The 17,051-nt window shown below is 43.8% G+C and carries 14 protein-coding genes; 9 read left to right on the plus strand and 5 right to left on the minus strand.

Annotated features, from left to right (window positions below):
• The 4 genes from ACBR23_RS26645 to ACBR23_RS26660 form a co-directional block, all read left to right on the plus strand.
• Positions 1–2,307 (plus strand): CHAT domain-containing protein (locus tag ACBR23_RS26645; protein WP_371125709.1); only part of this gene is annotated, 2,307 nt, incomplete at its 5' end.
• A 481-nt stretch (positions 2,308–2,788) separates the two neighbouring features.
• A complete protein-coding gene (locus ACBR23_RS26650) occupies positions 2,789–3,346 on the plus strand; it encodes a hypothetical protein (RefSeq protein WP_371116482.1) in 558 nt (185 codons plus the stop codon).
• A 359-nt stretch (positions 3,347–3,705) separates the two neighbouring features.
• On the plus strand, positions 3,706–4,371 hold the full coding sequence (locus ACBR23_RS26655) for a glycosyltransferase family 2 protein (protein ID WP_371116481.1): 666 nt from the start codon (positions 3,706–3,708) through the stop codon (positions 4,369–4,371).
• A complete protein-coding gene (locus tag ACBR23_RS26660) occupies positions 4,364–5,659 on the plus strand; it encodes an ABC transporter substrate-binding protein (protein WP_341738263.1) in 1,296 nt (431 codons plus the stop codon). Before ACBR23_RS26655 ends, ACBR23_RS26660 begins: the two co-directional genes overlap by 8 nt.
• Before the next feature lie 408 nt (positions 5,660–6,067).
• On the opposite strand, the gene ACBR23_RS26665 is transcribed toward ACBR23_RS26660, so the two are convergent.
• The 4 genes from ACBR23_RS26665 to ACBR23_RS26680 form a co-directional block, all read right to left on the minus strand.
• Entirely contained in the window at positions 6,068–6,511 is a 444-nt protein-coding gene (locus ACBR23_RS26665; RefSeq protein WP_341738262.1) for a hypothetical protein, read from the minus strand.
• 146 nt (positions 6,512–6,657) lie between these two features.
• Entirely contained in the window at positions 6,658–8,982 is a 2,325-nt protein-coding gene (gene ligA, locus ACBR23_RS26670; protein WP_371120220.1) for an NAD-dependent DNA ligase LigA, read from the minus strand.
• 115 nt (positions 8,983–9,097) lie between these two features.
• Positions 9,098–10,162, minus strand: a complete 1,065-nt coding sequence (locus tag ACBR23_RS26675) for a hypothetical protein (protein WP_371120221.1) — start codon at positions 10,160–10,162, stop codon at positions 9,098–9,100.
• Positions 10,163–10,299: 137 nt separating this feature from the next.
• Positions 10,300–11,280: an Npun_R2479 family HD domain-containing metalloprotein gene (locus ACBR23_RS26680; RefSeq protein ID WP_340518894.1), complete on the minus strand. Its 981-nt coding sequence runs from the start codon at positions 11,278–11,280 to the stop codon at positions 10,300–10,302.
• A 277-nt stretch (positions 11,281–11,557) separates the two neighbouring features.
• On the opposite strand from ACBR23_RS26680, the gene ACBR23_RS26685 reads away from it, so the two are divergent.
• The 5 genes from ACBR23_RS26685 to ACBR23_RS26705 all read left to right on the plus strand — a co-directional run bounded on the left by ACBR23_RS26685 (position 11,558) and on the right by ACBR23_RS26705 (position 16,794).
• On the plus strand, positions 11,558–13,291 hold the full coding sequence (locus tag ACBR23_RS26685; protein ID WP_371120222.1) for an alpha/beta hydrolase: 1,734 nt from the start codon (positions 11,558–11,560) through the stop codon (positions 13,289–13,291).
• A 113-nt stretch (positions 13,292–13,404) separates the two neighbouring features.
• A complete protein-coding gene (locus ACBR23_RS26690) occupies positions 13,405–14,166 on the plus strand; it encodes a calcium-binding protein (protein ID WP_371120223.1) in 762 nt (253 codons plus the stop codon).
• Positions 14,167–14,226: 60 nt separating this feature from the next.
• Positions 14,227–15,150 carry a tRNA pseudouridine(55) synthase TruB gene (gene truB / locus ACBR23_RS26695; protein ID WP_371116586.1) on the plus strand — a complete coding sequence of 308 codons (924 nt, stop codon included), beginning with the start codon at positions 14,227–14,229 and terminating at the stop codon, positions 15,148–15,150.
• A 31-nt stretch (positions 15,151–15,181) separates the two neighbouring features.
• Positions 15,182–15,409, plus strand: a complete 228-nt coding sequence (yidD, locus tag ACBR23_RS26700; protein WP_371116585.1) for a membrane protein insertion efficiency factor YidD — start codon at positions 15,182–15,184, stop codon at positions 15,407–15,409.
• Between the two features lie 173 nt (positions 15,410–15,582).
• Positions 15,583–16,794 (plus strand): response regulator, encoded by a 1,212-nt coding sequence (locus ACBR23_RS26705; protein WP_371116584.1) that lies wholly within the window; start codon positions 15,583–15,585, stop codon positions 16,792–16,794.
• 22 nt (positions 16,795–16,816) lie between these two features.
• On the opposite strand, the gene ACBR23_RS26710 is transcribed toward ACBR23_RS26705, so the two are convergent.
• On the minus strand, positions 16,817–17,051 hold a 235-nt coding region (locus tag ACBR23_RS26710; RefSeq protein ID WP_371125710.1), incomplete at its 5' end, for a hypothetical protein.

The raw sequence follows: 17,051 nt of genomic DNA on the forward strand, positions 1-17,051 counted from the left end.
ACTCCCACTCCTAGTGTTACTCCCACTCCTAGTGTTACTCCCACTCCTAGTGTTACTCCCACTCCTAGTGTTACTCCCACTCCCACGCCCGCGATAACTCCCACGCCCAGTGTCACTCCCACTCCCGCGATAACTCCCACGCCCAGTGTCACTCCCACTCCCAGTGAAACTCCCACTCCCAGTGTTACTCCCACGCCCGCGATAACTCCCACGCCCAGTGTCACTTCCACTCCCAGTGAAACTCCCACTCCCACGCCGGCGATAACTCCAACTCCAACGGCGCTTGTAACTTCAACTCCACCGATAACTGTCACAAATTCGACTGAAACTCCACCAATAACCGTCACAAATCAGACTCAAACTCCACCGATAACTGTCACAAATCAGACTCAAACTCCACCGATAACTGTCACAAATCCGACTGAAACTCCACCAATAACCGTCACAAATTCGACTGAAACTCCACCAATAACCGTCACAAATCAGACTCAAACTCCACCGATAACTGTCACAACTCCGACTCAAACTCCACCGATAACTGTCACAACTCCGACTCAAACTCCACCGATAACTGTCACAACTCCGACTCAAACTCCACCAATAACTGTCACAAATCCGACTGAAACTCCACCAATAACCGTCACGAATCCGACTGAAACTCCACCGACAACTGTCATAAATCCACTGGAAAATCAGGAAAAAACAGTAATAAACCAGCCTGGAAATCCGCAGGTAACTGTCATCAACCAGCCGGCAATTCAGCAGGTAACATCAACCCTAGAATCTGTCGAAGTACCCGTAACACCAATCACCACAGCCACAGCCACAGCCACAGCCACAGCCACGCCCACAGAACCGAAACCAGAATCTTCCACCCTCAATCCAGAAGACTCTCAACGTCGCAAAATTTCACCCTTAGAGAATCCTGGCGGTATAGGCGATCGAGTTTTAACCATCGAGCCCAGTATCACCAGCCGGTTGTCCCACAGTGGTGTTATACCTCCAAAAGACTCAACACCATCAACAATTGTCAACCCTAATGGAGTTCAAGTTCTGGGATATGTTCCGTCTCCCGATCGCATTTTTGAACAAAACAACCTACAGAAAACAGTCTGGGAAATCGAAAAAATTAGAAATCAAGAATTTTTAGAACATCTGGGTGTCACAGCCAACATCCCAGAGCAAAACGTGATGATTAATAAATTTCAAAACACTTTACAAACCATCCAACAAAAAACAGGTAGGCGGTCTGGTATTATTTATCTAGTTTCCCGATACGAACAATTAGAAATAATCTTAATTCCTCCCCTAGGACAACCGATTCGCTACAGCGTACCCGCAGCCAACAGAGCAGCTTTATTCCCCGTCGTCAAGCAACTACGGGATGAAATTACTAATCCGAGAAAAATCAACACTACCACCTATTTGCAACCCGCCCAACAACTATACAAATGGTTGTTCTCACAGCTAGAGCCGGATTTAGAAAAATTGGGCATTCATACCCTGTTGCTATCAGTAGATCCAGGGCTACGAAGCCTACCATTTGCGGCTTTACACGACGGGAAAGGCTTCTTAATTGAAAAATATAATTTTAGTCTCATTCCCAGTTTCAGCAATACCAATACCGATTATCAATCTGTGAGGAGTGCCTCATTATTAGCAATGGGTAGATCGGAGTTTGTTGAGCAAAAACCATTGCCCAGTGTACCACTAGAATTACAGGTAATTAATGGTGAGTGGAGCGGACAATCTTTTCTCAATTCGACTTTCACTATAGATAATCTCAAGTCACAACACACACAGGGAGGCTTTCGGATCGTTCACCTAGCCACTCATGCTGAATTCCTACCAGGAAAATCCAGCAATTCTTACATTCAAATGTGGAATTATAAATTGCAGCTAGATCGCATGGAAAGTTTGAATTGGCGCAATCCCCAAGTGGAATTGTTGGTGTTAAGTGCTTGTAGAACGGCTTTGGGCGATCGGGAAGCAGAGTTAGGTTTTGGAGGTTTAGCTGTCAAATCCGGCGCTAAATCTGCCCTAGGGAGTTTATGGTATGTTGATGATGGAGGCACTTTGGGACTGATGAGTGAATTTTACAACCAACTTCGAGGATCGATAATTAAGACAGAGGCTCTGCAACTTGCTCAACAGGCGATGATTGCTGGTAAAATTAGGATGACAAACCGACAGTTAGTCACAAGCGATGCCACTTTAAATTTACCTCCTAATTTACAGCAATCAAACCGCAATTTCTCTCATCCTTACTATTGGAGTAGTTTCACTATGATTGGAAATCCTTGGTAATTTCACAGATGTAGGATCGGATATAAATAGACTCAAAAGTCGGGATTTTTTTGGAATTACTTTATAATTAGGGGAGGGTAGAGCCATCACCGTAATTTAATCTAATTTGGTACAAATTGTACTTGACAAACAAAGTAGTTTAAGCATAAGTATCTCTGGAAGCAACACATACTTGACACCGCAACCAGATAAGTGAGATATACCAGATTTATGGTATACTTACTTTCCACTAGCATTGATTGCTGAGTGCGATGTGCGATCGAGTTATATCATTTCCGGTGGGATCGGAATGATTTCACCGCAGAGAGCGCAGAGAACACAGAGAGATATCGGAGAGATGAATAATTCTGATGAAGAGAGGATTTGATATTATCCAAAAAATAGCAATTGCAGCAGTGGAAATTTAAGTCGGGAGCAGCTATTGTATTTTTACCTATAAATGGTATGGTTTAAGATGACATAATCCATCGCAGGTAATTATATGCCGTCATCGAGTTGGAAACATATTTCTCCAACAATTGAGAAAATATGGGACATTTCCCCTAAATCCGTACTAGATATTGGTATTGGTTTTGGTAAATGGGGATTTCTTTTACGAGAATATCTGGAAATTGGGCAAGGAAGATATAACAAATCGGAATGGCGTATTAAGATAGATGGCATTGAGATTTTTGAGCCTTATATTCTGGAGACTCATCGGTTTTTGTATGACCAGATTTTCATAGGAGACGCACAAAAAGTTATTGATGATGTCAGCAACTATGATTTAATCATTGTTGGTGATATTCTTGAACATCTACCTAAAGATGAAGCCGTCGCTTTAATTGAAAAAATCATCAAAAAAGGGAAAAAAATTATCATTAATATTCCCTTGGGATTATGGCCACAAGAAGAAGTGTTCAACAACCCACATGAAGAGCACATAAGTTCCTGGTGTATCGAAGACTTTGAAGCTTATGATGTTGTTTCAAAGGAGGTATTTCATTGGATTGATGGCAGCGAATTGTTACTCATAGAAATTAAAGGATTACATTTTTAAATAAACATCCCGATAGCAGAGCAGCAAAATTGCTATAAATCATCCCACTATCGTGTAGGACTCTGATTAAGACCACGGTCTTCATCCAATCATGTACCATTAAATTAGCAAAAGTAGCTAGGGTTTATATTACTATAGCAGTCCTTGCAGGAGTCGTAAAGTTTTTTACCCCACCCCAACCCTCCCCTTATTAAGGGGAGGGAGTAAGAAATTCACAAATGATTTAGGATTGCTATAGCTACATTGCTGATATGATTGCTTGATATTTAGATTGAAATATGATAGAATAAGTCTAAATTTTTCAAGTTTCCATTTGCAAACATCTTGCAAAATATACAATTTCTCATTTTTTTACACCTATGAGTCCTCTGAGTTTTTCTTATATCCCAGAAATATCAATTATTGTACCTACTTACAATCGAGCTAAATATTTGAGCGATTGCATTAATAGCGTACTCAATCAAACCTTTAAAGATTGGGAGTTACTTATTATAGATGATGGCAGTCAAGATGATACATTTGACATCATTAATCCCTTTCTGGAAAAACATGAAAATATCCGCTATTTCAAGCACAAAAACCGGAAAATGGGATTATCCAGAAATGCTGGTATTCAAGCATCTTTCGGTAAATACATTACTTTTCTAGATAGCGACGATCAATATAAGCCCAATCACTTAGAATCCCGTTTGGAGTATATGAAAGCTAATCCTGAAGTGGATTGTATTGCGGGTGGTTTTGAGACGGATGGAGATATTTTTGTAGCTGATTATTATCAACCTGGAAAACTAATTAATGCTCAAGAGTGTGTTATGGGTGCTACTTTTTTTCTGAAACGTCATGTTTTGTTTGAATTAAGAGGGTTTCAAAATATTTCCTATGGAGAAGATACCGATTTATGGGAAAGGGCGCAAAAAAAATTCAACACGGTAAAAATTTCTCAACCTCGTACTTATATTTACACGAGAGCGGAAGACAGTGTGAGTAAGAGTTTTACAGCAAATATTGATTTAAATAATGATTAAGAAAATAAAGGCGATCGCTTCACCCAAAAAAAGTGCTTTAATCGCGATTATCCTCGCTGTAGGTTTGTTTATTTTTACAGGATGCCAAACCGTCAGTCACAAAAATGATGGAGTCATTCACTTAACCCTATGGCAAGGAATTAACCCTCCTGTCAACCGAGATGTATTCCAAAAATTAGTCGCAGAATTTAATCAGAAAAATCCTGACATTCAGGTAGAATCTATTTTCGCTGGTGAACTAGACCAACAATTACCAAAAATCCTGACATCTGTGGTGGGTAATTCTCCACCGGATATCCTTTCTTTTTACCCCCAAATGACAGGTCAATTTGTTAATTTAGATGCCATTGTTCCCCTAGAAGATTGGTTAGACAAATTGCCAGTGAAGTCAGAATTGTATCCCCGTGTTCTCGAAGAAATTCAATTAAACGGTCATACATGGTCAGTGCCTATCTCTACCAGTTCTATAGGGATTTTTTACCGTCCTAAATTATTTAAAGCAGCCGGAATCACCGAATTACCTAAAACTTGGGAAGAATTAAGGGAAGTCTCGAAAAAACTAACTATCGATAGGGACTCCGATGGGAAACCAGAACAGTATGGAATGTTAATTCCTTTTGGTAAAGGAGAATGGACTACTTTCACTTGGTTTCCCTTTTTACTAAGTGCCAATGGTCAAATAATCGAAAATAATCGCCCTAATTTAATGAATCCGGGGGCGATTAAGGCTATACAATTTTGGCAAGATTTATTAAAAGATGGTTCCGCGACTTTATCAATGCCAGAAAGAGGTTATGAAGAAGATGATTTTATTTCTGGCCGTGTCGCGATGCAAATTACTGGCCCTTGGACGTATATTATGAAAAGTAATGTCGATTATGGGGTTTTTCCAGTGCCGAGCGATATTCGACCAGCCACAGTCACGGGAACTGGGACATTATTTGTGATGAAAACTACTCCCGAAAGACAGAAGGCTGCCCTCAAGTTTTTGGAGTATGCTTTGAGCGAACAATTTCAAACCAAATGGAGTATTGGCACTGGATTTTTACCGGCTAATATGAAATCAGCGCAGAGTCAAGCTTATCAAGAATTTATCAAGCGAAAACCTGTGATTAAAGTTTTTGTAGATCAAATGTCCGTTGCCGGATCGCGTCCTATTATCGCGGGATATAGTCGCATTTCACAAAATTTAGGTCGCGCCATCGAAGCTTCTATGCTAGGACAACCTGTAAAAAAAGCCTTACAAGAATCTCAAGATCGTTTAGATTTGATTTGGGAAGGAAAATAGAAAATATTGATCCCAAATATTTACATCGGTTACATCGGAATTATTATTTCTCTCCTCTCTTTCTCTGTGTCCTCTGTGTTCTCTGTGGTTTAATCATTCCAATACAACCGGAATTGATATCAATATTTCAGGTGAGAAAGCGACGATTTGGGAGCATCCCGATTTTGCATAGGCGAAGCATGACCGCAGAAAATTTATTAGTGATAACGACAGATTTACAGTGGTCATGCTTCGCCCCTACGAATATATTTGCACTCATTGAGATGCACCGGACGATTTGGGATCATAAACCGGGTTTTTTGCGTAAGTCGTGACAAAATTTTTTTGAGCTTTATTTCTGAAGTTTATTCATGATGGCAAATCTTTTGTAAGTCCCCTATTTTAGTAAAAAATCTGTTGATTCAACCATCATCTGATACCAGTAGCAGCTCTGGGGCTCATCAGTCTCAGATTAGGTGCAGCAGTTCCATAGTTGACTCGACAACCGATGTTGAATAAACTGGCGCTGCACTCAAGTGGGACAATCTGCTGATCTAGGAGGGCACTGCAACTGACATACTGGTCGTCATTAGTATCTCTTACCATACATTCGATCGCCTTAGCACCCGATCGCGCCGACCAACTTTTCATACCTACCACTGCGATGATATGCTGCCAGTAAAAAGTTAATAGGAACACTCCCAAGACTACAGCAACTGCTACTCCGGCTTTCAATTTCCAACTATTGAGGAAATTTCCTAAAGTATTTTTCAAGTTGTCCACCGCAGAAATGGAGCTTTGGGTAGTTGTTTGTGGGGTTGTTTCTGGAATTGGTAAATTTGTTGGTGTTTGTTCTGTTGGAATTTCTGACATAATGTATTTCCTTGGGCTTGGATTGAGTGTACTAGATTAATTTTAGCAAAATTTACGTTGGAGTCAAAGGAGCTTTTTTGAACCGCAGAGGGCGCAGAGGGCGCAGAGAAAGAGTTCAGAGGTATACATTAAGTTTTATCTAGGATTTATGGTTGCTCTAGCAGTTGTATTAACTCTGATTCTGAAAGTTGGTGTATTCCTAAAGATTGAGCTTTTTCTAACTTAGAGCCTGCGTCTTCTCCGACAACTACATAGTTGGTTTTAGCACTAACGGAATTGGTGACTTTCCCTCCTGCTTTTTGAATCAAATCTTTAGCTTCATCTCGTTTTAAAGTTGGCAAAGTTCCAGTGATGACAAAGATTTTGCCAGCTAAGGGCAAATTATGTTGTGTGGAACTGTGATTTTTAACTTCGGATTTTAATTGCAATCCTGTAGTTTTCAACCGTTCAATTAAAGTTTGATTGGCCGGAACTTGAAACCACTGATAAACCGATTGAGCAATTTCTGGACCAATCCCATAAACACCTTCAATGGCTGCGGCGGATACTGAGGCTAATTCTTCGACATTGGTAAATCTTTCGGTCAGCAATTGGGCGTTAACGCTTCCGACGTGCCGAATCCCTAAACCGTAAAGTACCCGCGACCAAGGTTGAGTTTTTGATTGGGCGATCGCATTTACTAACTTTTCGGCTAATTTAGCACCCATTCGCTCTAACTTCATCAATTTTTCTGGTGTTAAATCATACAAATCTGCCACAGAATTTAGCAAATTGCTATCAACCATCTGCTGCACCAATTTTTCTCCAACACCGTTAATATCTAGGGCATCCCGACTGCAAAAATGAATCAGGGAGCCCCGCAAAATTGCGGGACAAGATGTATTAATGCAGCGGGTAACGGCCTCCCCTTTTTCGCGAACCACGGGTTGTTGGCATTCGGGACAGCAAGTAGGCATTTGAAATAGTTGAGCAGAATCTGGACGAAGTTCTGGTAAAACTCGCACCACTTCTGGTATAATCTCTCCAGCTTTTCTGACAATTACAGTATCGCCAATGTGGAGATTTAAGTCGGAAAGTCGATCGCTATTATGGAGAGAAGCCCGTGACACTGTAGTTCCGGCTAACTGTACTGGTTTTAGTTCTGCTACAGGTGTCAAGGCCCCCGTTCTCCCTACTTGGATGGTGACGGCTTCTACTATTGTAGGCACTTCTTGGGCTGGATACTTAAGGGCGATCGCCCAACGGGGAAATTTCTGAGTAAAACCCAACTGTTTTTGCAATTCAACGGAATTAATCTTGACTACAACTCCATCAGTCATGTAAGGCAAATCTTGCCGTTTAGTGTCCCATAATTCGTAATACTCCTGAACCTCCTCTAAAGAATAGCAAATCTTACGGTTAGGATTCACTTTAAATCCCATTGTTTGCAAGAATTCCAAAGAATCCCATTGAGTTTTTATCGGCTCATTATCCTCCTTACCATGCAGAGCAGGAGACTGGGCATCATTTTTATTTTGACTTTGTCCGTGTTCCAAATGTAGAGTATAAGCAAAGAAATCTAACTTGCGCTGAGCCACAATTTTAGAATCCAACTGTCGCAGCGTACCGGCCGCGGCATTACGAGGATTAGCAAATAGTTGTTCTCCTGCTTTTTCCCGTTCCCGATTAATTTCTGCAAACACCGCTAAGGATAAAAAAGCTTCTCCCCGCACTTCCACAATCGGTGGCGGATTATCTATATTTAGCTGGAGAGGAATCGAGCGGATTGTCTTAACATTTTGAGTAATGTCTTCTCCTGAAATGCCGTCTCCCCGCGTCGCACCTCGGACTAAAACTCCATTTTCATAGGTTAATGCTAAGGCTGAACCATCAATTTTTAACTCACAAACATAGGAAACCCCCCCCAGCCCCCCCTTGTTAAGGGGGGGAGTAATTTCCCCTCTCTTCGTCAGGGGGGGAGTAATTTCCCCTGTCTTCGTCAGGGGGGGAGTAATTTCCCCTGTCTTCGTCAGGGGGGGAGAATTTCCTTCTTGTCCCCCCCCTTGGTAAGGGGGGGTGAGGGGGGGTGAATTTCCTTCTTGTCCCCCCCCTTGGTAAGGGGGGGTGAGGGGGGGAGAATTTTCTTCTTGTCCCCCCCCTTGGTAAGGGGGGGTGAGGGGGGGTGAATTTCGCAGCCATCGCTCCTGCCATTTAGCAAATTCTGCAATATCAAAAGCATTTTCTAAACTGTATAGAGGAATATTGTGCTTAACGCTATAAAATTGAGTAGCGGGCTTTTCTCCGACGCGCTGAGTTGGACTTTCTGCGGTGATTAATTCAGGATATTCGGATTCTAGGCTTTGTAATTCGCGATAAAGGCGATCGTACACCTCATCTGCCAACATCGGGGCATCCAAAACATAATAAGCATAGCCAGCTTCCTGTAGCTGCTTCCTCAATTGTTTAACTCGCTGTTTAATTTCGGGCTGCATATTAATTTTAAAGTGTATATTTTTTAACCGCCGATACTGAGGATAAATACAGATAGTATAAATTTTAGCATTATCCAAGTCGCTCGGCGGTTAAAGTTGGCACATTTAAGCTTGATTAACGATCCCAATCTTCAACTTCATAAAGGAAACGAGTTCCCCCCATCAGTTTGCGATTGGCAGAGGTACTTTGTACAAAAACCGCATACTTTTCTAGATTACTAGGTTTGATGCGAACTGTCTCCCCCATTGGTAAACCCAACATTTCTCGCGCCGCTTCTCCTTCAAACAAATCCCCTGTGGAACGCTCCATCAACACAATTTCTTTCTTACCTTGAATCGTTTCTGTTTTCGTAAATTCATAAAACCCACGACCGGTTTTAAAACTCAAACCATTCTCCAGAACAAATGCTTTGATTGAAATCTCGTTGTCTACTTCCAGAATCTGAAATCTCCCTGGTTTTACGGAGCGCAATTCTGCTGACTCGTAAGCAGCAACTCCTTCCCGCTTCAGCATGGTATCAAACATTTTGTTTAATCCGCGATTCATCCGACCTTGACTGACAACTTCTTGTTCGTAGGCTTGTAGTTGTTCGCTAGATGACTGTTGGTAACAAACGGCTAAAAACAGGTCTGTAATGTAGGAAAATTGGTCGAGATTGAGGTGAAAACCGCCAGATTTTTCGGCTAGTTCTTTGTAGAATAAAGTAGCGTGTTTACGGTTGAGAGCTTGGATGCCATAAACGGCTATTCCCATCTGTGCTAATTTATCTACTTCGTGACGCCAGTTAAGTTTTTGAGGAGTTTGAGCCGGTGCGTGGGGGATGTCGTCGCCAATTAGTACCAAGGTTTTGGCATTAGTTGGAGTCCAAGAAAGTGACTGAGCTTCGTGTAATACTAATTCGTAACATTCGGGAGCATCGCCGCCACCTGTAGGCTCGACATTTTGCACAAAATTGCAAATGGTGGCGACATCGCCGGACAAATCTAGGTGTTTAGTGACGTAGGTGCTGCCAGCATCGCAATAGTCTCCGTGGGCAATAATTCCTATGCGAATGCCTGGAATTTCATCGAGCAGTCTTGTTACCGTTTCTTTAATTTTACGGCGAACTTGCGTCAAGCATGGGTACATACTGCCCGTGGTATCAAAGCTAAAAACGATTTCAATGTTGCTGGTTGTCATCAGATAGCTCTCCCTAACAAACAACGAGTTATTAACTCTATTTTACCTCAAACAAAAAGAGTCAGCAACTAGGTTAATATTTTTGAATCCTAATTCTGGCTCCCTGGATTTTCGTCAGTGTTAATGCTGCGATCTGATTAGAGATTTAGATCGGGAAATTCGTTAAATTTCTTGGTTTCTCCGGAAATGGAAAACACTAAATTTTCCGCATCTTTTTCTCCCTTTAAATTGCCTTTTCCACGAGATTTGAGCAAATCTTGAGAGTTGACTTTGGTGAAAGCGAGGGGTTCAGCGTGTTCTACCTGAAACACATTAGCGTAGAGGTTCGCAACAATCTGTTTTCCGCCTTGGGTTAAGTCTAGATAGTTGAGAGCGGCCGGAATGTAGGGAAACACTCCATTCCAATAAAATTTGGCATAGTTTTGTCGCAAATCCCCCGGAGATTTGTAACCTAAAATTTTATTAGTGCCGACTTCTTCAAATTCGTAGAACAGGGCACTAATTTTTCGCAGGTAATTGGGGTCGCTTAATTGACCAATTAAATCTGCTGCTCGCGCCAGTCCCGAATAATTGTTTCTGTCTTGATGGGTTTCGCTTGCAGGAACTGGAAAGCGAGTCAATTCAATATTGCGTTTGATTTGTTCGGCATCAATTAGTGTGTGGCCGCCGAAGCGTTCGTCAATTACCAGTTTGCCCCGATCGACATGATAAGGAGTTAAACTGGCGGAAGTTGCGCCAATGGGTACGGACACCATGCCGCCGTCAATACCCGTTGCATAAAGACCGACAGCTTCTTGGTCTTGGCGACAAACGCCTTTGATGTAGCCGATATCGTGGCACAGTAGGGATATGAGGTAGTGCAGCCAATCTTCCGGCGACACTCCTCCCTCACGAATATGCTTGCCCCGGAGAATTTCTTGTCCGACTAGGGCTACGAGCATAGTATGTTCTACGTTGTGGTATAGAGCATCACAATTAGCGATATTTTCCAGAGCCATTGTCCCAGCCCAGGCGATGATTTCTGGGTAGTCTGGCTTGTATTTGCCGTAGGTACGGCGATAGCCAGCCTGTAGCTCTTGAACAAAAGCGTCTATCAGGATAGCGGTGGCATTGAACATCATAAATTCTCTCACTCAAACTTTACTTACAGATGCGATCGCAGATATCTAAAGATGATGGCAAAAATAATTAATTGGGATGTTAGCAGGCTTAACATCAAGACATTGAATAGGAAAAGGAAGCTAGGGTTGTTAAAGCCAAAATGTGATTTAGGGTGATGTTTTACACCATAACCTAAATTTATGGGAAACCGATCAATTTTTCCGTATTAAATATTGGTGAAACAATATAGACTGTTTGATCGACTAATTATTAGAAGTCCTGGGTATAAAAGTTATGAACTTTCTGTTTCCGAGTCCCTCCCCTGGTGCCGATCGCACTCGGCTCTCTGGCATCCAAAAATACCTAGGATTGTTTGCATTTACGGCTGTTTGCACGGCCACACCTGCGATCGCAGCCGAACGGATTTACGTAACTTACGGCCCACTAGAAGTATCAGTTCCGATCGACTCCCTGGCACTGTTCGCCACAGAAGGCAAAATAGACTCCTACTTAGACGGCTTCGCTCAGTACGCCAAACCAGAACAGCTAGAGCAGATTCAGACCGCCTTGCAAGCTCGTGCTGAAATCAGCCCCGTGACGATCGCCCAATTCCTCTACACAGACCAAGGAGAATTGCTGCTGGAGCGCTTGGGTAGAGTAATTCAGACGAAAGCTAGACAGCCTGGATTTTACGCGATTCGAGCTGCCTTAATTTTAGCGGCATCAGACCCAGAAGGTGTCACAATTGTCAACGTGTTACGGAAATTTCCCACCTATGGGATCAGGATTGACATCTCTCGTGGCTTGGGCATCGCCAACGAACTGACGACGCTGATCAACCGTTCCAATCGGGCGATCGAAGGAGTCGCCAAATTGTCGGAAGAACAAGCAGTGTCAGAACCGGAAATTCCCCCCGCCCAAATACTACAGCCCCAAATACCAGGCCCCTATACCTGGAAAAAATCATCGGTAACTCTGAAAAATCCCAATCGCGATCGCACCTTTCCCATCGACATCTATCTGCCCCAAGGTAGCCCTCGACCAGCCCCAGTAGTCGTAATTTCCCACGGTTTGGGCTCCGATCGCACTTCCTTTGAATATTTAGCCAAACACCTAGCCTCCTACGGCTTTGCCGTCGCCGTCCCCGAACACCCCGGCAGTAACGCCAAACAACTGCAAGACTTAATCACAGGCAAAGCCAACGAAGTAGTAGGACCAGCAGAATTTGTGAATCGACCCCTGGATGTCAAAGACTTGCTAGATTATTTAACCAGCCTGTCTGTAAGCGATCCAACTTACCGAGGGCAATTAGACTTGCAGCGAGTCGGCATCATCGGCCAATCTTTCGGCGGTTACACCGCTTTGGCCTTAGCCGGGGCACCCATGAATTTGGCACAGCTAGACAAAGACTGTCGGCTAGAAAACGACACTTGGAACATCTCACTACTTTTGCAGTGCCGCGCCCGTGGATTGGACCGCCTAGAGTACAATTTCGGCGATCCGCGCATCAAAGCTGCGATCGCCGTTAACCCGATTAGCAGCAGCATTCTGGGAGAAACCAGTCTCAGTAAAATTCAAATTCCAGTCATGGTAATCGCAGGCAGCGCCGATACAGTCGCCCCCGCTTTGGTCGAACAAATTCAACCTTTCACTTGGTTGACATCACCCAACAAATATCTGGTATTAATGAAAAACGGCACTCACTTCTCCACCATCGACCAATCCCCTCAAAGCATCTTTATTCCACCTCCCGATGTCATCGGACCAGAACCCGCCTTAGCCCGTCGCTACCTAAACGGACTCAGCGTTGCTTTCATGGAAAGCTATTTGAACAACCAGTCCCAATTCCGTCGGTATGTGGAACCCTCCTACGCTCAAAGCATCTCCAGAGAATCCCTAGGGCTGAGAATTTTGCGATCGCTCACGTCGCAGCAATTGCAACAGTTACTCAACAGTCCCCCACCGCCGAGTCGCCCCGCATCTAGACCCCCAACTCCTCAACCTCAGCCGAGTCCTGTTCCCCGATAAGCTGGCCATGAAGCAATCAAAAATCCGATCGCCATTGAGATCTAGGTATTTTGTTAGAAATTGGGTAAGTTAGAAGTGCAAATTTTTAATTTCTAATTACCCAGGGTCCAAAAATGCCACCAGCAGCCCCTTTGAAACCAATTCCCAAACCTACCCCAACCCCAAGTCCCACACCCACCCCCACCCCCGGTGGTACAACAGTGTCCCGGATTGGCAAGATTGGCACCTCCGGCCCAGATTCCCTCACAGGTACTAGCGGTGCTGATACTATTTTCGGTTTGGGAGGTCCGGATACAATTTTTGGCTTAGGAGGTAACGATCTCATCTACGGCGAAGATGGCGACGACTCCATCCGCGGCGATGCTGGCAATGACTGTCTGTTCGGCGGTGCCGGCCGCGATACTATGTTGGGTAATGAAGGCGACGACACTCTTTATGGTGGCAAAGGTGCTGATTCCCAAACTGGAGATGATGGCAATGACTTGCTATTTGGCAACCAAGACAACGATACTTTGTTGGGAGGCGCGGGCAATGACACCTTTTTTGGGGGTTCTGGCGATGACTCCTTGTTTGGGGGTGCTGGTGATGATAGTCTTTCCGGCGATAAAGGTAAAGATACTTTAACTGGGGGGCTGGGAAATGATACCTTTGCGCTGAGTTTTTCGTCAGAATCGGATTTGATTACAGATTTTACTGATGGTAGCGATCGCATTCGCTTGGCCGCCGGTCTTACTTTTGCCGAACTCACAATTGTCGCTGGTACTAGCGGAACTAGGCCAAGTACAATTATTCAGCTTACCAGCACTAAGGAAACTCTGGCTACTCTGTTCGGAGTTCCCCGCACTTCTATTAGTCAGGCTGACTTCATTCTTTAATTTGTTATTGGTTATTAGTTAACAAATAACCAATAACCAATAACCAATAACCAATAACCAATGACTTTTGAAGGTTTTCTGAATTTAAATAAACCAGCCGGCATGACTTCCCACGACTGCGTGGGGCGAGTGCGTCGCCTCTTGCAACTCAAGCGAGTCGGACATGGAGGAACCCTCGATCCTGCTGTGACTGGGGTTTTGCCGATCGCCCTGGGCAAGGCAACCAGGCTGTTACAATTTCTCCAACATCATAAAGCTTACAAAGGTACGATTCGGTTTGGCTTAACTACTGCTACGGATGATTTGGAAGGAGAAATCCTGACTTCTCAACCAGCACCGGATTTAAGTTTAGAAGAAGTGCAAACTCAACTGCCCAATTTTATCGGAAAAATTGAGCAGTTTCCACCTAGTTTTAGTGCCATTCAGGTGGGAGGAAAACGCCTTTATGAGTTGGCGAGGAAGGGCGAAACTGTGGAAGTTCCTGCTAGGAAAGTAGAGGTGTTTCGCCTGGAAGTTTTGGATTGGCGGCCTGGGGATTTTCCTGAATTGGATTTGGCGATTTCCTGTGGGGCGGGTACTTATATTCGGGCGATCGCTCGCGATTTGGGTGCTATGTTGAATGTAGGTGGCACTTTAGCTCGTTTGACTCGTACTGAAAGTAGCGGTTTTGCGATCGAACAAAGTCTCAGTTTTGCCGAATTAGAAATACAATTGCAGGAAAATAAATTCTCCCCCATCTTACCGTCAGAGGTTTTAGCCCATTTAGGGCCGATCGTCCTTTCTCCTGAATATGCCAAACGCTGGTTTCAAGGTCAACGCCTCCCGATAGCAGAAATTATCGAAAGTAGGCACTCAGCAAAAAATACCTCCATTCCCTTATCTTCTCCGTTGCAGGTTTATCATGAAGATGGTCAGTTTTTGGGTATCGGTCAAGTAGTTGAGTCAGAGACAAACAAGATCTTGGCTCCTCAAATTGTCTTTTAGCGATCGCACACACCAAATAATAAATATCGAGATGAAAATATTGGTAATCGGATTAATACAAGGCTACAAAATCGGAATTTCCCCTTACTTACCCAACGCCTGTAGATTTTACCCAACTTGTTCTCAATATGCGATCGAAGCAATAGAAAGATTTGGAGTTGCCCGCGGTGGTTCCATGGCAATTCAGCGGATTTTGCGTTGTCAACCTCTGCATCCTGGGGGGTATGACCCCGTACCGCCCCCAGATAATTGTGAGTAGTAAATTAAACACTTGTAGCAGCAGGAACCAGCAACAAGTAACAAGCAACAAACAAAAGTTGCGGATAGAGGTAGAGTGCGAATATTCACAAAAACTCAGTAATATTACTGTTTGTCCCCACTTCTCAAAAGTTGTAAAATATGATAAAGGGATTACGGGGGATGCGAGTGAAAATGTGTACTACAGCAATCGGGTACAAAATGCTGTCTCATACGCTGACAGTGCTCAGCCAGAAGCAAGCCACTGGAAAACTGCTATTAGAGCAAGGGGAGCAACAATGGCAACTCTACTTTTTTCGAGGCAGTCTGGTTTATGCGACTGGAGGATGGCATAGGGCGAGACGTTGGTACAGGGCTGTCGGTCAACACTGTCGCAACTTTCAAGTGGATCTCAGAGGTCTTGATGCTGGGGAGTTGTGGGAATATCAACTGCTTCAGCAAGGAATTGCCAAAAATGAAATGAACCTGGAACAAGCTAAGGCGATCGTCCAAACCAGCCTTTCAGAAGTGTTATTTTCTTTGATGGGTCAATCGAATTTGCGCCGAGAGTGGCGCCCCTCAAAAAAATATGTGTCTCATGTTATCCCTTATTTGCTAGTGTCTTTAACAGAGCTACAGCAAGTTTTGTACTCTACACAACAAATGTGGCAGAAGTGGAAAGCAATGAGTTTGTGGTTGGTAGAACCAGAACAAGCACCTCTTTTAAGATTACCGCCGGAATTAAAAAATCGATTTAGTTCTAATTCTTTCCTAACTCTAGCTAACGTCTTCAACGGCGAGAATACTCTGTGGGACATAGCATTTAAAAAAAAGCAGTGTGTGACAGTCGCCACCCGCGCTTTGCAGAACTACATAAAGCAGGGTTTAGTTAATTTTCGCACCGTTCCCGATTTGCCATCGCCCATCGAACAGTGGCGTTTGGCCGCGGCCATTGCTAAACCAGGTCGCCCTTTGATTGCTTGCATCGATGACAGCCCTACAGTCTGCGAATTTTTAGAGCAAGTTTTATTGGATGGAGGCTATCGAGTCCTGAAAATTCAAGACCCGATGCAGGGAGTGAGTCTCCTGGCTAAGCACAACCCTGCTTTGATTTTTATGGACGTGCTGATGCCGAAGACAACAGGCTTTGCTTTATGCAGTTTTTTGCGGAAAACATCGGCTTTTCGGGAAACTCCGATCGTATTTTTGACCGGTAAAGACAGTATCGTTGACCGCACGCGGGCGAAACTGACAGGTGGTTCGGATTTTTTGAGCAAGCCGGCTTCCCCAGAAAAAATTTTGCAAGTAGTAGACAAGTATTTGAAAGCAAAAAGCGATCGCAGTCCTCTAGCAGTTCGCCACAACGATTTACTCAATTCCCACCAACTTGCCTTAGCAAATTCTTGATCTTGAGATATCTATCTGGAAACTATCCGAGGGTGCACACGTCAGCCAGCCGAGAAGGTACGATGTGAACCTGCAATAGCTTATAATTAAACACGCCAGCGGATTTCATACTCTGAGTGATGGAAACCTTGTCGGGAGTTACGAAATTTTTAATTGCTGAAACCATCGATTTGATTGCATTTCCCTTCTTCCTGATTCCTGAATTTCCCCCCTTGGGGGGGGCTGGGGGGGCTGGGGGGGTGACTTCTTCCTGATTC

This window comes from Microcoleus sp. (assembly GCF_041354475.1).
Taxonomy (GTDB): domain Bacteria; phylum Cyanobacteriota; class Cyanobacteriia; order Cyanobacteriales; family Microcoleaceae; genus Microcoleus.